At 58.0% G+C, this 19,714-nt stretch carries 20 protein-coding genes and 2 pseudogenes; 6 read left to right on the top strand and 16 right to left on the bottom strand.

Annotated elements, in window-relative coordinates; all coding sequences use genetic code 11:
- Position 1 precedes the first annotated feature (1 nt).
- On the top strand, positions 2-583 hold the full coding sequence (locus JZY08_RS25830) for a division plane positioning ATPase MipZ (RefSeq protein WP_301183746.1): 582 nt from the start codon (positions 2-4) through the stop codon (positions 581-583).
- Between the two features lie 40 nt (positions 584-623).
- Here JZY08_RS25830 and istB read toward each other — a convergent pair whose 3' ends face one another.
- Both istB and istA read right to left on the bottom strand, forming a co-directional pair.
- A complete protein-coding gene (gene istB / locus JZY08_RS25825; protein ID WP_003501246.1) occupies positions 624-1,358 on the bottom strand; it encodes an IS21-like element helper ATPase IstB in 735 nt (244 codons plus the stop codon).
- Positions 1,300-2,859 (bottom strand): annotated as a pseudogene (istA, locus tag JZY08_RS25820) (IS21 family transposase). The gene istB and the pseudogene istA overlap by 59 nt, the downstream one beginning before the upstream one ends.
- Before the next feature lie 64 nt (positions 2,860-2,923).
- Between istA and JZY08_RS25815 the strand changes: the two are divergent.
- Together JZY08_RS25815 and JZY08_RS25810 are read left to right on the top strand one after the other, a co-directional pair.
- Positions 2,924-4,699: a tetratricopeptide repeat protein gene (locus JZY08_RS25815; RefSeq protein WP_216333552.1), complete on the top strand. Its 1,776-nt coding sequence runs from the start codon at positions 2,924-2,926 to the stop codon at positions 4,697-4,699.
- A gap of 4 nt (positions 4,700-4,703) precedes the next feature.
- Positions 4,704-6,167 (top strand): hypothetical protein, encoded by a 1,464-nt coding sequence (locus tag JZY08_RS25810; RefSeq protein ID WP_216333551.1) that lies wholly within the window; start codon positions 4,704-4,706, stop codon positions 6,165-6,167.
- 405 nt (positions 6,168-6,572) lie between these two features.
- Here the strand turns inward: JZY08_RS25810 and repC are convergent, their stop codons facing one another.
- The 3 genes from repC to repA all read right to left on the bottom strand — a co-directional run bounded on the left by repC (position 6,573) and on the right by repA (position 10,239).
- Complete coding sequence (repC, locus tag JZY08_RS25805; protein ID WP_216333550.1) at positions 6,573-7,835, bottom strand: plasmid replication protein RepC; 1,263 nt, start codon at positions 7,833-7,835, stop codon at positions 6,573-6,575.
- Positions 7,836-8,026: 191 nt separating this feature from the next.
- Positions 8,027-9,028, bottom strand: coding sequence for a plasmid partitioning protein RepB (repB, locus tag JZY08_RS25800; RefSeq protein WP_216333549.1), 1,002 nt, complete (start codon positions 9,026-9,028; stop codon positions 8,027-8,029).
- Positions 9,025-10,239, bottom strand: a complete 1,215-nt coding sequence (gene repA, locus JZY08_RS25795) for a plasmid partitioning protein RepA (RefSeq protein WP_216333547.1) — start codon at positions 10,237-10,239, stop codon at positions 9,025-9,027. Before repA ends, repB begins: the two co-directional genes overlap by 4 nt.
- Before the next feature lie 794 nt (positions 10,240-11,033).
- Here repA and JZY08_RS25790 point away from each other — a divergent pair.
- Entirely contained in the window at positions 11,034-12,140 is a 1,107-nt protein-coding gene (locus JZY08_RS25790; RefSeq protein ID WP_216333545.1) for a hypothetical protein, read from the top strand.
- 54 nt (positions 12,141-12,194) lie between these two features.
- On the opposite strand, the gene JZY08_RS27660 is transcribed toward JZY08_RS25790, so the two are convergent.
- From JZY08_RS27660 to JZY08_RS25755, 7 genes are all read right to left on the bottom strand, one after another.
- Positions 12,195-12,779: a hypothetical protein gene (locus JZY08_RS27660; protein ID WP_253204187.1), complete on the bottom strand. Its 585-nt coding sequence runs from the start codon at positions 12,777-12,779 to the stop codon at positions 12,195-12,197.
- Positions 12,780-12,823: 44 nt separating this feature from the next.
- Positions 12,824-13,156, bottom strand: coding sequence for a DUF6602 domain-containing protein (locus JZY08_RS25780; protein ID WP_216333543.1), 333 nt, complete (start codon positions 13,154-13,156; stop codon positions 12,824-12,826).
- 43 nt (positions 13,157-13,199) lie between these two features.
- Positions 13,200-14,357, bottom strand: coding sequence for a site-specific integrase (locus JZY08_RS25775; RefSeq protein WP_216333540.1), 1,158 nt, complete (start codon positions 14,355-14,357; stop codon positions 13,200-13,202).
- Positions 14,357-14,644 carry a hypothetical protein gene (locus JZY08_RS25770; RefSeq protein ID WP_216333538.1) on the bottom strand — a complete coding sequence of 96 codons (288 nt, stop codon included), beginning with the start codon at positions 14,642-14,644 and terminating at the stop codon, positions 14,357-14,359. Before JZY08_RS25770 ends, JZY08_RS25775 begins: the two co-directional genes overlap by 1 nt.
- Positions 14,645-14,982: 338 nt before the next feature.
- On the bottom strand, positions 14,983-16,065 hold the full coding sequence (locus JZY08_RS25765) for a tyrosine-type recombinase/integrase (RefSeq protein WP_216333536.1): 1,083 nt from the start codon (positions 16,063-16,065) through the stop codon (positions 14,983-14,985).
- Between the two features lies 1 nt (position 16,066).
- Positions 16,067-16,468 (bottom strand): type II toxin-antitoxin system VapC family toxin, encoded by a 402-nt coding sequence (locus JZY08_RS25760; protein WP_216333535.1) that lies wholly within the window; start codon positions 16,466-16,468, stop codon positions 16,067-16,069.
- A complete protein-coding gene (locus JZY08_RS25755) occupies positions 16,468-16,722 on the bottom strand; it encodes a type II toxin-antitoxin system Phd/YefM family antitoxin (RefSeq protein WP_206829542.1) in 255 nt (84 codons plus the stop codon). Before JZY08_RS25755 ends, JZY08_RS25760 begins: the two co-directional genes overlap by 1 nt.
- Before the next feature lie 234 nt (positions 16,723-16,956).
- Here JZY08_RS25755 and JZY08_RS25750 point away from each other — a divergent pair, with 234 nt between their 5' ends.
- Positions 16,957-17,910 carry a DUF1403 family protein gene (locus tag JZY08_RS25750; RefSeq protein ID WP_234823770.1) on the top strand — a complete coding sequence of 318 codons (954 nt, stop codon included), beginning with the start codon at positions 16,957-16,959 and terminating at the stop codon, positions 17,908-17,910.
- Between the two features lie 2 nt (positions 17,911-17,912).
- The gene (locus tag JZY08_RS25745; protein WP_107341124.1) at positions 17,913-18,617 is read left to right on the top strand and encodes an SMC-Scp complex subunit ScpB; all 705 of its coding nucleotides are present in this window, start codon (positions 17,913-17,915) and stop codon (positions 18,615-18,617) included.
- Here JZY08_RS25745 and JZY08_RS25740 read toward each other — a convergent pair.
- The 4 genes and pseudogenes from JZY08_RS25740 to ccoS form a co-directional block, all read right to left on the bottom strand.
- Positions 18,607-18,864: a hypothetical protein gene (locus JZY08_RS25740; RefSeq protein ID WP_149149102.1), complete on the bottom strand. Its 258-nt coding sequence runs from the start codon at positions 18,862-18,864 to the stop codon at positions 18,607-18,609. The two genes, JZY08_RS25745 and JZY08_RS25740, sit on opposite strands and share 11 nt — an antisense overlap.
- A gap of 26 nt (positions 18,865-18,890) precedes the next feature.
- Positions 18,891-19,085, bottom strand: a pseudogene (locus JZY08_RS25735) (CsbD family protein).
- Between the two features lie 96 nt (positions 19,086-19,181).
- Positions 19,182-19,523, bottom strand: a complete 342-nt coding sequence (locus tag JZY08_RS25730) for a hypothetical protein (protein WP_107341122.1) — start codon at positions 19,521-19,523, stop codon at positions 19,182-19,184.
- Positions 19,524-19,549: 26 nt separating this feature from the next.
- Complete coding sequence (ccoS, locus tag JZY08_RS25725) at positions 19,550-19,678, bottom strand: cbb3-type cytochrome oxidase assembly protein CcoS (RefSeq protein ID WP_246669767.1); 129 nt, start codon at positions 19,676-19,678, stop codon at positions 19,550-19,552.
- Between the last annotated feature and the right edge of the window lie 36 nt (positions 19,679-19,714).

The following is a 19,714-nucleotide window of genomic DNA, read 5'->3' as shown; positions in this document are numbered from 1 at the left end:
CATGGCAAAGTCACAGGTTACGACCTTCTACTCTTACAAGGGCGGAAGTGGGCGCAGCATGACGCTGGCAAACGTCGCCTGGGCACTGGCTTCGAACGATGAAAGGGTGCTGGCGATCGATTGGGATCTGGAAGCACCAGGATTGCACCGCTATTTTCACCCGTTCCTGAGCGACCCGGATCAGGGCGAAAGCAAAGGCCTGATTGACCGCGTTTGGGACTATATCGAGCAGCTCGGCGCGCAGCCGGATCGCAAGGACAGATTCAAGCTCGCCGACTGCAGCGACATCGTCCAGCCTCTTGATCTGCCATTGAAGGGATCAGGCCGCCTGGATTTTATCGGCGCCGGTCGTCAGGACGAGCATTATAGCCACAAGGTTGGTGGTCTCGACTGGAATGGTTTCTATCAACGTTTCGACGGTGAGGCGTTTATCAATGCCATTCTGAAGTGGGCTCGCAACCGCTACACCCATGTTTTGATTGTCAATCGGCGTCGTAACGGGACCCCTTATCGGCTCCCAAAAGGGACCCCTGCCTCTAGTTGCATCGGGTCAGCGCGCGTAGGCCCGGGGCTCTCCATTTAGCGCAAGGGCCTGCGGGCGCGGGTTGTTTGTCTTTTCGGCTTTAGCTTTGAGAGCGGTTTTTAAAGCGCCAGGATTCGTTCCCGGTTTCCACGATCTCGCAATGGTGGGTGAGCCTGTCGAGCAGAGCGGCGGTCATCTTGGCGTCGCCGAATACGGCCGGCCACTCGCCGAAGGCCAGGTTCGTCGTGACGATGATGGACGTCCGCTCGTAGAGCCTGCTGATGAGGTGGAAGAGGAGCTGGCCGCCCGCCTGGGCAAATGGGAGATAGCCCAGTTCGTCCATGATGACGAAGTCGAGCCTGGTGATGAAGTCGGCCAGCCGTCCCTGTTTGCCGCTACGTGCCTCCGTCTCGAGCCGATTGACGAGGTCGACGACGTTGAAGAAGCGGCCGCGTGCGCCATTGCGGATCAGAGCACGAGCAAGGGCGATGGACAGGTGAGACTTTCCCGTGCCGGTTCCGCCGACCAGAACGATATTGTGCTGCTCGGCGAGGAAGGCCCCGGTTGCGAGTTGGCGCACCAGGCCTTCGTTGACCGGCGTGTCGGTGAAGTCGAAGTCGTCGATGTCCTTGGCCAGCGGCAGTTTGGCGACGGTGATTTGGTATTTGATGGAGCGCGCTTGCTTCTCGGCGATCTCCGACTGAAGCAGGTCACCGACGATGCGCGGCGGTTCGTGCTGTCGCTTGATGCCGGAGGCCATGATCTCGTCATAGGCGCTACGCATGCCGAACAGCTTCAGCGTGCCCATCATGTCGAGGATTTGGGATCGTTCCATATCAGCTTGCCCTCCTCAGGCTGTCGTAACGGGCGCAGTCGGCCAGAGGCTCATGGGTCAGGCGAAGCGCATCGGGGATGGAAAGGATGGCGGCCGGCTGCGGATCACGCTTGCGGGCCAGAATGTTGATGATGACGGCGGCCGAGAACACGCCCTGATCGATCGCCTCCTGGCAGGCCGCTTCGACGGCGGGGAGCCCGTCCAGGCCCACGCATTCGAGGATCGACACCATCTGCCGGTCGCCGTCATGCATTGCCTTCAGCCGGCGGCGCACCTTCTCCATGGCGGCGGGCAAAACCCAGTCGTGGAACGGCGCACCGTTGCGCAGTGCTCCCGGTTTGCGGGTCAGGACCGGCACGTAATGCCAGGGATTATAGATCGTCTCGCCACGGCCGAAGCAGCGATCGTGTTGGCCGATTTCCACGCCATCCTGCCGGATGACGATGCGATCTGCATAGGCATGTATCTCGGCAGGGCGGCCGACTGCCGTAGACAGTACCGAGTATTTGTTGTTGTCGAAACGCACGAGGCAGGTCTTGCCGATCGAGGCCTGCACAGCGTGGAAGCCGTCGAATTTGCCGGGATAGCCGACCAGGTGCGGCCGCTCCGCATCGAACACCTCCCAGATCGTGCGCTCCGTCTGATCGACGTGCTTATGAGCGCGGGCGTAACTGATGCACTTGTCCAGCAACCAGCCATTCAGTTCATCGTAGGATTTGAAGCGCAGTCGCGGCGTGAAGAAGCGTTCGCGCACCAGATTGACCTGGTTCTCGACCTGGCCTTTCTCCCACCCCGACGCCGGCGTGCAGGCCACCGGTTCGATCAGGTAATGGCTGCACATCTGTAGGAAGCGGCGATTGTATTGCCGTTCCTTGCCGACGAAGACCGTCTCCACCGCGGTCTTCATATTATCATAGATGCCGCGCGTGCAGGCCCCGCCGAAGAAAGCGAACGCCCTGTCATGGGCGTCGAAGACCATCTCTTGCGTCTCGCGCGGATAGGCTCTCACATACATCATCCGGCTGTGGCAGAGCCGGATATGCGCAACCTTCACCGTCGTCGTCACGCCGTTCAGCACGACAATCTCGTGGCTCCAGTCGAACTGGTAGGCCTCGCCCGGCGCGTAATAGAGCGGCACATAGGCTTGCGCCGTCACGGACCCGCGCTCCTTCGCCCATGTTCGGGCGTAACGCCGGACTGTGTCGTAACCGCCCTCGTAGCCGAGGTCGCGCAAGTCCTCGAATATCCGGATCAGTGTCAGCCGTTCGCGAGAAGATTTGGCCTCATTGGCGAGGAGCATTCCATCGAGCTGACCGCGCCAGGGGCCGAGCTTCGGCTGAGGTTGACGGGTCCGTTCGTATTTGAACTCCGTCTCATCGGTGCGCAAAACCTTCCGCACCACTTTCCGCGATATGCCCAACTCCCGGCAGATCGCCTTGATCGACTTGCCCTGAACATGGGCTAGCCGCCGTATCTTCAGAATTGTTTCCACAATAAGCATCCGAACAAAAAGCCTCCGATGAAACCGGAGGCTGTTGTAACCCCATTGCAGATGGGGGTCCCGTTTGGACGCCGATCACCCCATGTGCGGGGTCCTTATTCCATGCCTAATCACAGTTTTGATTGACAGTCGAACGGGCGTTGCCGATACCGCCGGTATTTGCACCTCTCAGCTCCCTGACGCTCTCGTCCTTTGCCTCGTCTACAACCGTCAAAGCATCGAGGGGACGGCTGCGATCGCGCGTTCGATCAAGGATGCGCGCAAAAGTCAGAAGAAGCCATCGCTTAAGATGGAGTTTGTACCCAGCCGGGTCGAGGAGCGCTCGACGGTGGAGGCGGCGCGACGTCACACCGCACAGCGGTTCATCGACCTGATCGAGGGTGGGCCACGCAAAGTCGAACAAAGTCTCCGGCGGGCGGAAGTGCGCAATTATCCGTGGTGCGCATTTGAAGAAAAACTTGCGGTATTTGAAGAGTACCCGGACGAAAGAGGGTCTCTCCTCGATGCCATGCACGATCTGGCTCGCCGTATTACCGGCTCCAGTAAAATCGCCATCCGGCCAGTCGATGCAGACGTTCTATCGTCATACTGGCGCCGCGCGGCATTCGACGATCCCCGGCTGTTTGACCTGCGAGCCATCAGCGACCAACCGACTCTGGACGCCTGGAGCCAGGTCCAGTTCTGGCTGGACAATGCGGTCGCAGACGATGGCGAAAGACCCGAATGGCTGATGTCGCTTGCCGAGGCCGCATTGAGTTTCGTTCTGCGTCGCGACAACCGGCTTTCCTTGCGAACCGGGGCAACTTTCGCCGAAACAGCAGAACAACTTGCCCGCCGCGCCTACAACGAGGAACCAACGACGTATGCCACGCGATATGCACTGATCCTTGACGATATCGCCGGCTTGTTGCAGCGCAATGGCGAATTCGAGAAAGCACTCAGCTTGAGCCTCAATGCTGAGCGCCTGTGGCAGGCAGACAGATCGCCGATCGCAAAATGGCGTCATGCGCGACTGCTGGACCGCCGAGCCGCGATCCTCGATACATTAGGCCGCTCGGACGAGGTCATCGAGACGTACAAGGAGATAGCCGAAATATATCGCGCAATTGGCAGGCGCAGTCTGCCTGTTGGCAACGAGATCGAACCGGCGAGAACCCAGCGTCTGCTGGCCAGCAAGCTTCTCGAAAGAGGCGACGGGGGTGGCGCCGAGCGCGCGATCATCGCGGCGGTCAAACTTCTTTCGCAAACCTCGACCGCGCGCGACAGGGATCTGGGCGAGATCATCGAGATCCTTATCACACGCCTCAAGGTCGCGATGGAGATCGGGGACGAACGCTTTGAAAAAGTTGCAGGTCAAGTGTTACTGCATGCCGACCGACTCTTGCCGGCAAATGGCGGACGGGACCGCGTCCAGGATGAGTTCTTCCTGTGCCAGTCGGAACTGTGTCGGCGTCACGGCCAATTCGACGAGGCGCTTTTCCGGATTGAAAGCACCTCAGCCGATTTCCAGTCGCTCCCGAGAGTAGCGCTCCAAAAAGCAGAGATCCTTCTCGATGCCGGCCGGGAACACGAGGCGATGGAGGCAATGCTGTCGAATATCCGCAGCGGCGCACCGCTGACGGAGCAAGCGCTTGGTCTTTTCCGACGAGCGATCGGAAGCTCGGAGCTTGGCGGTTTGTATTTCGATGAGCTGTTGTCAACGCTGACCAAGAGTGACGAACAAGGCGCGTCGACATTCATTCCCGCCATGCGAGCGCTGACCGAAAAGATGCGACATGACGGAACGGACTTCTCGCAACTTGTGCCCCTGCTGCAAACCTTCATCCGCAAGCCGATCTGACGCCATGAAACCGGGACAACTTTTCGCCGAATTGTGGCAAATCGTCGAACCATATGAGGCTGAGGCGACGCTCGCCCCGTGGTCCGGACGGCACGCGGCTGAATTTGGTCGGCTTGTCGAGCTTTTGGAGGCAGCGTCAACTGCGGAAGTTCCAGCCATGGTGACGGACTATCTCAGCCGCCGCCCGGTGGCGTTCAGCTGTGAGGTCGACACGCCTCAGGAACGTGCCTTTGTGGTGATGTGCGCGCTCGACCTGGCAGCGATGCGCATCCATCCCTCTATCAAGACGCGGCTCCCTGGCCGCTCATCGACAGGCGGACAGATGTTGGCGGCGATGCGGGCCGAGCGGACGATGACAGGCGCCTATGCCGAGCTGTCTGAAAAAGGCTTCGTTCTTCCCAAAGACTTGTTGATGCCGGGTAAGGAGCGGACAAAGGGCTTGGAACAAAGTGGGGTTGCGCTCGCTCATCAGTTTTCCTTTCTGAGTTTTGTTCCTGCCCTGCAGAAAAATTTCAGATTGCGGCCGATGGCGCCGCCGCCAAGTCAAATCTACGTTTCGAACGACGCTGCTCAAAAAGTGGGCCTTGCACCAATTGCCGAGGATCCTGACGACCTCGAATTTTCGGTGTCAGACCGGCGCCATAGAGCGTTTTTGGACACGGTTCCACACGGGGCCATTACAGACGCCAGGATCGAAAACCAAGTCTCGGCTCTGTTGGATAAAGGAGCGGGCCTCGTCGTCTTGCCTGAACTCGTCGCCACCAGCTCAGCGGCCGTGGGCCTTGCCGAAACACTGCGCAGGGCGGCCCGCTCCGGTCACTCGGTGGTTCTGATGGGAAGCGGACCTTCCGAAGAAAGGTCAAAAGGACTCGATAGGCCGTTCAATGAGGCCGTTGTCATGACGGGTGCCGGCGAAGTCCTGTTTCGTCAACGCAAGCTAAATGCGTTCAACATGGCCGCGCCCCGTATGAAGCAGTGCGCCCTACCCCGTGCGGACGGTCACGACGATGACTCGCACATGGAAGATTGCGCTACCGGGAGCGAATTGGTGCTTTGCGACATCCTCGGACTTGGGCGTGTGATGGTGCTGATCTGCGAAGATCTTGAACAACAGACGCCGGGCGGAGACACTGCGCTGCATGCCCAACCCGACTGGATCTTGACCCCCGTCCTGGATGTGGGCCTCGTCTTCGGACGTTGGGAATACCGTCGCGCCGTTGAAATCGGTCGCAAGACCGGCTCGCGTGTTGTCGTCAGTTGTTCTGCCACCCTCGAGGTTCGCAGTCTCGGCAAGAAGAACCTCACTGACACCGGACCGGGCGCCGTCCGCACTGGCTTTTGCTTTGATGGATCGGTCGAAATGCGTGCTCTGCACCTTGAAACGGGCGGTCCAGCCTCAGGCCATCATATGCTGGTCGAATGGAACCCAAGGACCTGGAAAAAACACAAGCTGGTCGAGGAAAACTGAACCGGCCAACGTGACGCCCTCGCTCCCGTATTTCGGCGCGCGATCCACTTTTGATTAGCATTCCCCCGCAGAAGCGCCATCAACACCGGCCGCGGATCATTTTTTATTAGCAGTCCGGTGCGGCGATCCTCTCGGCTCTTTGCACGGCAGAGCGTCGTCGTTCTTCATCAAGAGCTCGAGAATGGTTGGTTCGGTCAAAAGAGTTCGGAGGGCCCGCGCACGAGCGGCGAGCGACCCGATACGCCACATTTTCATTCGCCCTGTCAGGGTGGTCATAGTCCTATGTTGCCGCGCAAGCGCGAGTGAACGAAGTTAGGGTGGTTGTCTGCGATGCGTTTGTGCAGGCATGCACAGTCCTTCCCAGCTTGGACGTTATGGACGCTAATTGCATCCGAACACCAGTTCTTAGGTTCGTGATATGCCTGACGCCTTGGATCTCAGCAGGGCTGAGACCATTGGTTTGATTGTGAATTGCCGCTCTGTGGCTCTTCTGGTCAGACTGCGGAGGTAAGCGCCTGCAGAGTTGATGTGCCCTCCCCTTTCGAAAATGCACGCAATGGCAACGCCAGCATTTTCGGGCCCCATGACCTGACAGGCTTCATGGAAAGCTGACGGGCTTATTTGCAACATGGGGTGCAGAACAGCTGTTGCGGTCAGGAGGTCCCGCCATGTTCGGATTGCTCCACCGGGCCCGTAAGGGGCAATTTCATGGCATGCTCGCAGTACAGTGTCCAACGGAACTGTCGGCTTTAGTGACTGTAGAGACTTCCCCGTAGGTGCGGCGGTTGATGAGTGGATTTTCCTCACATCCTCAAACGTGGCTAAAGAACTGAGAGAATTGGTCGACCGCGTTTGTTGTGCAGTTTCAGATTCAGGAATGGATTGTGTTTGTGAATCCTGTATGTGGCGCTCATTTTGGGACTCTTTGGCGTACATATTTTGCGCTTTATCGTGATCGTCCAAGAGCTTGACGATTGTCGCGCGAAGCTCGACCAGACGGTCGAGCAGAAGCTCTAGTTCATCGAGCGAGGGGCGGCGTGGCAAAGATGCAAGGAACGTGCGGAACCGCTCGTGGAGCTGGCCCCATTCACCTTCTACGCGACCGTCTAGCGCCAACTGGATAAGCTTGGTTATGTCGCGCCGGCAGAGACTGATGCGTTCCCTAGTTGCATGAAAATACTCTCGATCGGCTATGATTTTCGCGGCGATACCCTCGATCTCCGTTGCGCGCGCCAGTAGCGGAGACAAATTGAAGCCGAAGGCTTCATTGATCTCCCCTGCCCTGCTCCGCCGGGCAAATCGCTTGCCATTGGCGCTGTCTTTGCGAAGGATTAGGCCAGCGTCTACGAGTGCGGCCAGATGGCGTCTCAACGTAGCGGGAGTCATCCCTCTTGCGCGTATCGATAGCCGAGCGTTCGACGGAAAAACGATGAGGTCGTTCGTCGCGGTGAGCTCGTCGGACGGATAGAACGACAATAAAGCATCGAGGACCGACAAAGATCGATCAGACACGTTCAGCTCCTCTCGAGCCTCGCAAACGGCCCTGAAGAGCTTCCATTTATTTCGTTTGGTCTCTGGTTTCGCTTCGCTGGCCTGTCGTTGCCGTGCCAACAAGGCAAAAGTCATCGACCGCCGCCCAAAGGGCGTCGTTACATGTCCACTTTCCATTTCTTCACCTCTCAAGGCAAAAAAATCCGCTCACCAAAAACGGCGCCAAGACTCTTGACTGTGATTCGTGGAAATGCGATTCTCGATCTTGCTTAAGGACTTGAGGAAGGCTTCCACGACGGGAACGTTTTGGTGGCCTTTTTCTTTGCGCTATCGCTCCTTTTGACCAAGATAAATTGCTTTGCTGGACCTTACTTTACGTGGTCCGACTGATGATCGTACTCCCGTAGGAGCTCAGGCATTCGCTCTGCTAGCCAGCGCGCAAACGCGTCTTCCTTCTTTGGGATCGTAATGGTGGTACCTGAAAACGAGCTTTTCATGCGTCCCAACAGCCGCTCGCCGAGCGAAAAGTCGACCGCTTTGGAAGCCTCCTTTGGCTCAATAGCGGTAATGCCGTTGGCCCGGTCCATTGCCATACCAATACGGCCGGCGCCGTCTTTCGACCCGAATTCGGCCGTGCCCAGAAGTTCGCGTACAGCAGCGATCTTTCCTTCGTCTTTCAGAAGATCGGCAAGAGCGGTCCACTTCGGACGGCCGACTGATTTTGCGCGGCCGATAGCAAAGATGATGTCAGCCGGGATGACGGAGGTAACCCGAAACAGGTGTGAAACGGCAGCTTCGGACAGAGCCAATACCGGACAAATCGCGCGATGAGATAAGCCGGCCTCCTTTAGCTGAACCGCCCACATCGCCTGCTCTATCCAGGTCAGGTTTTCGCGCACACCATTTTCGACAGCCTGTTCTTCGATGAGCTGCCGATCCGTAAGATTGCGAACATACGCCTTTATTTTGACCGACTCCGGTCGCTCGGCGTCCGTCACCAAGGATTTTATGGCTGCTAGACGGCGGTGGCCGTAGGCGAGCTGGTAGTAGTCAGGTTTGCTTGGGTGGGGTCGAACGAGGACGGGAATTTTCTGTCCTTCGGCCGCGATCGAAACCTTCAAGGCCTCAAGTTCGGCCTCTGCCTCGTGATCGTTGTTGAACCGGTCCTGGTAGGGTGAGCGATCGATCTTAGACGGATCGATCGACAGGATGGTGTCCTCACCAAGTTGAGTGAGGGATTTTCCAACATTGGCGATAACAGGCGACGAATGGCGTCGTGAAGGGACAGGCCTTTCGGAGGTGTCAGCTTCAACCGTCTCGGTTCGATTAACGGCCTCCTCGGCCATGCGTTGAAGGATGCTCTTCTTCATGGGCTGCGTCCCCAAATTTTATGAGCGAGTGCCAGGATTTCGAAATTCACTCGATCGGCGCTTTCGAGCGCGCGCTTGAGTGCTTCCCTGCCGACCTCACCTGTCTCCAATTCATAAAGAGATTTTTTGGCCACAGCGGCCCCGGCGATGGCTGTGGACTCGAGGGCTTCCGCCACAAGAACATCATCACCAAACAGTCGCCGCATCACGCCGCCCATGTATTTTTGTGGGCCGTCGTTTGGGTTCACGCGGGTGAGCAGGAAACGAAAGAAGTCATGCTCGAATTTAGCGCCGAACTGGGCGAGCACTTCGGAAAGATCCGAGATCATGATCAGAAACTGATTGCATGAGGCTACATCGAGCATAGCCGGATGCACGGTAATTATGAGCGATGTTGCGGCATACAGGGCAGCGAGTGTTGAGTAGCCCAGTGAAGGTGGTGTATCGAGAATGACGAAATCGTACTGGTCATCGACGCTAGCGATCGCGGTATTGATCCGCTCAAAGAAAAGACCAAGCTCGTCGCGGGTTTTCGACGTTAGATAGGTTGGCGTATCGAATTCGAAGTCCATCAGTTCGAGATTGCCGGGAACGAGATCAACGCCTGGGAAATAGGTAGGTCGGATTATGTCCCGGAATGAACGCCGCTCGTTGTCATATCGTATCGCAGCATAGGCGGTCTCGTTATCTTTGAGATCGAATTCCGGTTGGATGCCGAACAGCGCGGTCATCGATGCTTGCGGATCAAGATCAACGCAGAGGACCCTGTAGCCTTGCAAACCGAGAAAATGTGCAAGATGGATTGATGTTGTGGTCTTCGAGCTCCCGCCCTTGAAGTTCGCGGTTGCAAGGATCTGGAGCTTTTCGCCCTTTCGGCGATGAGGCACGAGGTGTCCGGCGTCGTCAGGTCGTAGCGAAGCGAGAAAAGAGCGTAGTTCTCGAACTTGCTCGACCGTGTAGGTACGGCGGTTGTTCTCTGCTCTATCAGGAAGCGGTCCTTTTCCTTCGATAGTGAGTTGGCGTAAGGTGCTCTCAGGCACGCCGAGGAGACGGACCAGATCGACGGTCGAGAAAGTTCTTGAAAATGTCTTTCGGGCTTCAGGCGGATATACCGCCTCGCGCATATCGCGGAGCTCCGCAGAAAGCTTCGACGTGTAAACGCCGATTTTCGATGCGGTATCTGTGACGCTTTTAGATGCCATCTGATGCATCCGGTCCTCTTGACGGTTTAATTTACTTTACGGGGCTATTTCCGTCATGATTGGCAGAGGTCGTCCGATTCCACAAGCCATTTTTAGTTAATGAAAAGTTAACGCGCTGCTTGGCTCAAATACCTTTATCGCCGTGTCAGTTGTCCTCGGTCGCTACAAAACTTTACAGCTGTAAAGTTGCGCTGTCCCCTCCCCTCGCAGCGGCCTGAACTTTACAGCTGTAAAGCTTGAATAAATGGTGGCGTAGTGGAGGTGTGCAGGCGAACGGAAGAACGTCGGGCAAGAGATGGACCCTGATAGGCGGCGTACACACCACCTCGCCAATGCGCCACTTGTCGCGCGCGTAACCCGTCAGGCGTCGCGTTCACCCGGAGCGCTTCTGGAGCTTCCGTGATGCCGATTTGGTTCCATTTACGTCTGGCGACCCCTGACTTGGACTAGAGTGCCGAGAGTGGCGGCCGAACCAAAAAGCAAGCCGAAGACACTTTTCCAGCGACTTGGGTCAGAGATTCAAATATTGCAACGCGCTCCGGCTGATCGCGGTGAATCAATTTGCCGCACGAGGTCAAGGACGTGGTGCTTTGACTGGGAAACCACACCTTATGTCGATCGTTGAATTGTGGCTTGAAATGGTGGATGAGCGCCGCTGACGCCAGCTTGATGCGGACGTCGCGCGGTATCGGCGTATCAAGGAACCGGTCTAGCCTTCCTGGATCGTGAGAGAGCGAGTAGATATCACCCTAGAGGGTACAAACGCTTTGCCATAGCAGATAGAATTGGAAGCCCGACTAACGTTGACGTCTATTTTCGCGGCCTGTGGAGGGCCGTGTGCGTACGAAAGATGCCCGACGCAGTTTAGACAGCTCGGGGCGTTTCTTGTCGAGATCTGCGACATTAACTCGCCTCAGCCCAAAGGCCCGCGCCGCGATGCGCTCAGATCAAAAAATCAGCATCACGTCGAAGACAACCTCATTATTCTTTGTCCCACGCATCACAGCCTCATTGATAAGCACGACGGACATTTCACCGATGTCCACCTGCGCGCGATGAAACGGGCTGATGAGCGGTTCGTCCGCGAAACACTCTCTCATCGCTGGCTCACGTCGAATGAACGGCAAGTCCACGATCTGTCGGCACAGCTTGCTGAGCAAAGCGTCGACTTGGTGATAATTGTGGATCGCGGCGGCGTATCGAAGGGACTGATTTCGGAGTTTCATGAGTTACGGCACGCCGGGGAGACACCGGCCGGAGATCATTTTCGCGGATTGATAAGGAGTTTGAGAGGGGACTACCGTGTCGTCCTATGTTTACTTCGCCATTCCGACGATGTGCGGGTGGCGCTCTCAACCGCTTCCATTATCGCCACGTGGTTGCCTCGTTTCGTGATCGTCTGCGGGCTGGCAGCAGGAATGGATCCAGGGTCTCAGTCATTCGACGACATTGTAGTCGGTTCAACGCTCGTGTCAGGAATCGAAGGCAGTAATTTCTTCACACCCGTACCGGAGTTGGTGGCGTCCGATCCAACTCTTCTCGCTGGCGCTCGCTCACTTGCAAGATTGCGAGGAGAGGGGGTGGGGAAACGTCCACATCGGTACCACCTTTCCATCAGAGGCGTCGCCAGCTCGGTCTTCGATCCGAGGGAGGTTTCACGAGAGATCATTGCGCTTGACCGGGGAAGCGTAAGCGCCGCTGCTGCGACAGCTTTTACTGTGCAAGATGTTGGAATGCTGTCCGTCCGCGCGATCGCCGACTTCATTGACGGTTCCAAGCGGGACGATTTCCAAGAGAACGCCGGTCGACGACTGGCGACTTACCTGCGATCGTACGTCGAAGCCAGTCCACTTGCGCCCTCGGCTGGGGATTGGCCAAATTTCCTGAGAAGGAAACGGCAAAGGTTCTAAAGCCTCTGCCGCACGAGAATCCGCAAATGGCATTAAACCTGAGTATGGTAACGGTCAGGAAGGCGCATCAAGCTTGGCCCCTAGGATCGTCACGTCATTACCATCCTTGAACTCGAACTGGCGTTTGATCACCTCGGCTGGTTTCTCGTCGTTCGGCTCTAGAACATTGAGCTGTATGCCGTGCGAATAAGAGACGCGTGGCGTCGCCATGTATTTCAACAGAGGAGGGGTGAATGTCTCAGCTTGGTGGGTGAGATCGAATAGCAAAGCGCAGAATAAAGCGATGTGATCGGTCCCATTGGGTTCGGATGGTGCCACCCACATGAACTGGTCTGGTGCTCCAAAATAAGGAACTGCTCGCAGCGTCGGAGAGAGACCTTCCTGGGAATATACGCCCAGCCCCTGTTTGAGCGAAAGAACCAGATTGTGCCTGAGCTCTGCCGGGACAGGGGGAGTTGCCTCCTCGTACGCTTTCAAGATCGCTTTGTTGATTTCGTCTGGCGCGGTGGCCTCGCGGTCAGAATCTCGGATCTCTTCGCAGATCAGGAATGTAATCAGCTGCTTTTCATTGCTTATAGAGCCGACGCGCGACGCCGGCCCAGTCCATGCGAGATGTTTAATCTGCTTTTGAACGGCCAATTTCCTAAGGGTCGCGGGCAGCTCGGACTTTGTCTGGAATGACTTTACTTCTCCGATTGCACACACGGCTTCGCAGCAAAGAAGAGTTGATCATTGTCGCTTTCAATCAATGGGGATTGCGCTGAATCGAAAATAACTACGTCGGCTTGGGTAGCGATGATATTCTCGCTGTTGACAACGAATCCCGTCGAGATTGCCAGCCGATGCGGCACAAACGATCTGAGGAATCGCCGGACAAGCTTTTCCCGATGTAGGCCAAATTCTCCACTGTGAAACGTCTTGCCATCTTCAAAAAAAACATCACGTGCGTGGTCAAGAAATTCATTTCGGAAGGATTTGATCTTCCCATCCAACACGGCACTGAGTACGGCTTTCATAAGTTATTCCTGATTGATCGCTAACTATTAGTTACGTTTTATATCATGCCAAAAGTCGAGCAGCTTTCCCGCTCCGCCTTTCTGCGCTGTTATAGTAGCTGGATGCCTGTTGGACAGACCGATGCCGCGACTGCTCCATCGCCTCGGGAAGGGGGATGCCTCGATTTGCAGCCTCCGTCAGATAGCCTGACCGAAGCCCATGCGCCGAAAACTCCCCAACCTCCAGCCCAGCCATTTCCGCGCGCTGTTTGAGAATGGCATTGATTGACTGCGGATCGAGCGCCCGCATCGAAACGTTACCCCACCTGCCAATCCCCCGAAACACGCTGCCCCTTTCAATCCCTGCAGCCACCATCCAGGCATTTAGCGCTTCCACCGGCCGACCAGTCAGGTAGACAATCTCGTCCTGCTCTCCAGTCGTCGTTTTGGTTCGGCCGAGATGGATGGCCAGCGAGGGGAGGAAAGTACCTTCCGACATCTCGATGGGCGCATCAGAGCTCAACTGCTCTACACGAAGCCCGGCGATCTCGCTGCGTCGGCGACCGCCGGAGGCAAAGGCGACCATCAAAATCGCCCGATCGCGGATGTCGCGCAGGCTGTCATTCGCGCAGGTCCCCAGTAACCTTTGAAGGATATCACCTGTTACTGCTTTTGCGCTCTTGCGACGGCGCGTCCGGGGAACGGAGCGCACCGCAAGGCGGATAGCCGCCTTGAGGGCAGGGGAGGCGAAGGCGCCGTCGAGGCCGCGCCATTTGGTCAGCGTCGACCAGTTTGCGAGCCGGCGTCGCACCGTATCAGGCGCATGAGGACCGATGGATTTCAGGAAGCCCTGATGCCTGAGATTTTCGTCGACGGCGGCCGGCATTCCGTGATCCGGATCGGCCGCCCGCTTTTCCGGATCCCACAGATGATGGGCGACAAATTTCAAAAGCAGTGCCTCGGGCGCCGGCCAGGGCAGCGATCGTCCGGTCGCGGCCAAGCCCCAGGCTTCGAGATAGGCGAGATCGGAGGTCAGCGCCCGCAGCGTGTTGGCGCCCATGCCCTCGTTGACGAGATGGCGTAGCGTCTCGACATCCTGGTCGGACAAGAGTTCGGCAAGTTCGTCGCGCCGCTCGATCGGCAGCACCGATGCGATGGTGTCGAGCTCGACGGAACGCCGATCGACGCCGGGTGAAGCTGGGGACTCGCGAGCCACGGCCATTAGTCGATCTCGACATGCGGCCGCCAGCGGCGGATGATCTGGATGATCTCCGGCTTATAGGCGTCCGGATAAGAAAGCGAGCTCTCGCGCGCCAGCCAGGTGAAGACGGTCACCATATCCTCGCAGATTTCAGGATCGAGATCGGCAAGGTCCGTTAGGTCGAAGCCGCCATGCACGTCGGCATTCCACCAGGCCAGCAGGAAGTTCGCGACGCGCCGACCCTGTCCGGTATCGCCGTGAGCGACGTTAAGCAGCTTTTCCAGGGCGAAGCGGACGCGATCTTCCATGGGTGGTGAGCCTTTCCGGCGGTTGATGGCGCGACGTTAAGGTGATTTGCGCGCCTAGTCGATCTACCATCGATAAACGCTTGTTATCGATGGTTAGGACCAACTCAAGAAACCATGTAGTGGTGGACACAAACTCTCCTCTGGTGTCCGTTTAGGAGATCATTTACCATAATATCAACGGTTTACGATCTCGCGAAAATCGGCATATCAACCCTGATGCGGCCGGCTTTCGACGCCGGCTGTGGCTTTTAGCTCCCGATTTCAATTGAAGCGCTAAGCGAGAATTCCGACGCTAAAATCCCCGCTTACGATTTCATGCGGAGGAGGGGAGGGGCCAGCTAAAGCCCTGAAGCCTTGGTCAAATTCACGCGGAAGCGATCACGCCGGCGCTGATATCTGCGGGTCATCTCTGCGGACGCGTGCCCCAGTTGCTTCTGGACATATCGCTCGTCGACCTCGGCAGACGAGGCGAGGCCGGCGCGCAGGGAGTGGCCCGAGAATTTAAACTGACGCTCGATCTCGGGCAGATCGCCTCGAATACCCGCAGCCATGGCGGTGCGCTTGACCAGGCGGGCGATTTCCTTGTCGTTCAAGCGCTCCGATCCAACCGCTTTGCCCTGTCCCGTGACCCGACGGAAGAGGGGACCGTGCGCAAGCTTGGCGAACTTGATCCACGTTTCGATAGCGGCGACCGGACAGGTGGCATCGGCCGAGCCGCGGCCGACCTCGACCTCTCGCCATCCAGTTTTGCCGCGTAAGGTGAGGAGCATGCCCTTGTCGAGGATCTCGATCCAACCGCGCCCGTCCTCGGTCTGGTCGGCTTTCAGATCGAGGCCAACGATCTCTGACCGCCGAAGTCCACCAGTATAGCCGATTAGCAGCATCGCTCGGTCGCGCATGCCGCGCAGGGTGCCGCGATCGAGTGTTTCTAGCATGGCGATGATGTCGGTCGCCATGACCGCTTCCTTTTGGACCGGCGGGCGGGCATGGCTGTTTCGAATCCCGGCCATAACAATGGCGATATGCCGGTCCTTGCGATCGAGGCTCAGGCCGCGTTGCGCATAATTCCACGAAATCGACGAGAGGCGGCGCTCAATCGTCGAAACGGAATTTGCCTTTGCTCCGCGGTCAACGGATCCCGAGGCGCAGGCTGTGATGTAGAGGCCGACGGTCGCCGGATGTGGGGGGAGGGGGGAAAGACTGGAGCGACGGCACCAGGCAGAAAAGTGCTTCCAGTCGGATGCGTAGGCTTTTCTAGTGTTGATCGAGCTGGCTGCCTCGACGTAGCTTCGAGCGCGATCGGTGAGGTCTTGCAGGTGACCCGACAGGCTGGACCCCGGTTGTGGGGCAGGGGAGGGGATTTCCGCTCTGGAAATGGAAGGCTCGTCCGCCATAGCTTGCCCACCGAGAATGTCGCTCATCTCACACTTCCCATGGATTGATGACGGCTGCGCCTGTGTCCTCAAAGTCCTTGACGTTGCGAGTGACGAGGATCAGATCATGGACAATTGCAGTGGCTGCGATCAGCCCGTCGATGTCGCCGCGCGGACGGATCGCGGCGATGCGGCCCCATTCGACTGCGATCTCGTCGGTCACCGTGAGGATGCGGTCAGCATGATCGTGGCGCAGCTTGCGCAGCCATTCGGCAAGATGTGCCGCAGCCTTGGGATCTGTTTTTTGTTTCAAGGCAATACCGCGCATGATCTCACCAAGCGTCAGCGCACTCAAATGGACGCTGAGAGGATCGACCGAGCGCAGCCAGGACACTGCCCGCGGTGTGCCCCGCTTTGCCTCCGAGACGATATTCGTATCCACCAGATACATTAGAAGGCCACGTCGCGGCTTGAGACTTTGGCCCGTGCGTCGACCGTGTCGGTGAAGGCGTCATCCCAAGGCGGACCGGCAAGCAGATCATCGACCAAAGTCGGTCGTCCTGCGCGCAAAGCGTCATAGTCTTTTGCGGACAAGACAACGGCTGTGCGTTCGCCACGCACGGTTATCTCTTGCGGGCCTTCAAAGCGGGCTTTTTGCACTACTTTCGAAAATTGGTTTTTAGCGTCCTGCAGCTGCCAATCCATGAATCTGCTCCGATCTAGCTAGGCTGTCTAGCCACATTAGCACCATTCTCGATTATCTGAAAGCGGTGAATTGCGCGTATAGAAGTAGAATCTAGGCGTTCGTCGCGGATCCAGTAAGACTAGCAAAGACGTCCGATAATGCAAGATTATCGGACATTTTATATTGCCGACAGGCGGTGCGGTTTGTGGCGATGTTTCTGGCGAAAACCGCGCTCATGATTTATGCTCGCACGCATGGATTCGCTCGCGCACGCTGCTCCAACGACATCGCCCTGGTCGCCCCGCCTGCCAGGGTTGTTGCGGCCGCGAACTCACGACATCACTGAATCCGACACCGCCTTTGCAGCCGGTATCGCCCTGAAATCACTTGACGATCTGATCCGTGCAGACCCGCCATGGCTCGGCTGCTGGCGCGACCGCCTCGCCCTGAAATCGGCCACTGTCGTTGCCCGGATGCTCGGTCGCAACGAGGACGAAAGTGCGATCCGCGACGCGATTTTGCTGACAGCCGCGGGCGACGATCCCGGCCCCGCAGGCAAGCTGTTTTTGGCCGCACGAATGCTGGCGCGCCAATCCGGGACTGTCACCACACCGTTCGTTAAGGAGCTTGTCGCACTCCTGGGGATGAACCGGGACGACAGTCTTGCCCCAGTCCCCGAGATGGTCGATACGGCGATCCAGTCCGGGCGCGCGGCACCCCTCGCAGTTGCCGAGCTTATATCGGCGATTACGACCATTCGCCCGGACGCCGAGGTGCTGGCCCTTGGGCTGGCCGAACTCGTGCTGGCGCAAAAGCTGAACTGGCCGAGACCCGTGCCGCTAGTGTTGCCCGAGCGTTTTGGCCCGGCGTTCCGCACCATCGGCGGTCGCGGTCGCGTCCGGCCGGGGGAACCGGCTTATCCGAAAGCGATCTGCCTGGCGCTGGTGGACGGTGTTGAGGCAGCGCTGCGATCCGCGGTGGAGATCGATCGCCGCGCTGCGCGGTTGCTGGCTGTGGTGTCGAATGTCCGGACCAAGGGGGCGGAGCCGGTGATCCGCCGGTTGCTGACCGAAGACGCCGTGCCGGCGTCCGCACCGGGGTCAAAACTGTCGCGCTGGGCGGCCAACCGGCTATTCGAGCGTCTGGAAAGTTTCGAGGTGGTACGAGAACTCTCTGGCCGGCCTTCTTTCCGGATTTTCGGGTTGTGACGATGACCGGATCACCTGCAGCCAAAGCCGGCCGGAAAGCGAACGTCGCAGACGAACGTTTGTTTGATCGTGAGCTGGAGGACCTGCCGGGGGAGATGCGCTGGCGGGAATGGATGCTGCGGGTCGAGGCGGTGATCTTTGCCTCCGCCGAGCCGGTCAGCCGCGAGACCCTGGCGCGGGTGGTGGGAAAAGACTGTAGTATCGATTTGCTGGTCGATGATCTCAGAGAGGAGCTGCGCGACCGACCCTACGAGCTGGTATCGGTTGCAGGCGGCTGGCAGCATCGAACGCGTTCTCGATTCGCCGAGACAATCCGCGTGTCTTCGGCGGCGACGCGGGGAGGGGCTGCAGCCCTGTCGGAGTTCGAGGCGATGGTGTTGATGGCGGTGGGATATTTCCAGCCGATCACCCGCGGCGAGCTGTCGAAGATTTTCGGCAAGGAGGTCAGCCGCGACACCATCGTCAGTTTGCGCGGCGCAGGTTTCATCGGTTCCGGGCCGCGCAGTCCGACGCCCGGGGCGCCCTACACCTACGTAACGACGCCGCACTTTCTTTCTGCCTTCGGCATGGAGACGTTGCGCGACCTGCCGAACATCGAGGCGCTCGAGGACGCGGGCCTGCTCAGCTGGCATGCGGTTCAAAACGAAATCGCCGCCTCGGGAGGCGGCGAAAGCGAGACGGACGGAGAAACGTCCTTTATTGGATGATGCCGGTCGTCTGCAGCCGCTTCGTCATCGTGATCGAGCTGAAGAGCATCGTCGTCGAGGCCAGTGCCATGAGCAGCTTGCGATGTTGAACAAAGAAGGCTGCAACGAGTTTCAGGGGTATTATTTCGGCCGGCCCATGACGATCGAGGCCCTGCTGGATCGGCCAGCGTATCGCGCGGCAAGCTGAAGGCGACGGCCAAATTGAAATAGCGCCTAAAAAAGCAAAAAACCGGGTTGATACCGCCATTTCGGAGTTCGAATTCTTTACCAAGTCTAGCGGGTGTACCAGTCATCCACGTCGATCCTGGCGCGATCCTTCTCGATGCCATAGCGCTCCTGGATCTTGCCCTCGAGCTGATCGCGCTTACCGGCAATCTGATCGAGATTGTCGTCAATGAGCTTGCCCCACTATTCTTTAATATTGCCCTTGATCTGTTTCCAATTACCTTTGACACGGTTCCAGTCCATTACGCATTCACCTTCTACGAACGGTGGTGGATCGCTAACGCGTCGGCCTAGTCTTTATCAATTCGCAGCGCGAAAGGGCACCTCGTTGCAAGCGGTCTAACGTTTCTCGGTGCGTTCCAGCTCGTGTGCACCGGCAAGTGGTCCTGCCCGCGACGGCGAGCGCGCTACGCCTCGCATGACTGCGATGGCGGCGCCGACCATTCCGCCGGTGACGACGCCGGCGGAGCCTCCCGCCAACGCCGCCAGGAAACAGTAGCCGATCAATCCCCAACCAATGCCGTTCGACAGAAAGATCGCGGCGGCAATGCCGATCACGGTGCCAACAAGCCCGAAGATGAAGCCCAATCCCGTGACCGCAACAGAAGGATCGAGCACCCGCGAGGCGGCTCCGCGAGTGTCCGTCGCGCCGGTTTCAGCGAGTTTTTCGTCAGAGACCATGGTACACCCTCCTTGGCAGAGCTGGCTCAGCCCGGCTCGTCATTGTCATCCAGTAGTATTCTCTCGGCCGCGCCATCCAGGTCTTCATATTGTTTGCTGCGCATCGACCATAGGTGTAGCGGCTTGCCAACATAAGCGCCTCTGCTCGCAAACATCGGCATTTTCTGCTCGAATTATCTGACAATGGAGCG

The organism is Rhizobium sp. X9, from assembly GCF_018873185.1.
GTDB classification, from domain to species: Bacteria; Pseudomonadota; Alphaproteobacteria; order Rhizobiales; family Rhizobiaceae; genus Agrobacterium; species Agrobacterium oryzihabitans.
This window is presented reverse-complemented; position numbering and strand designations above follow the sequence as displayed.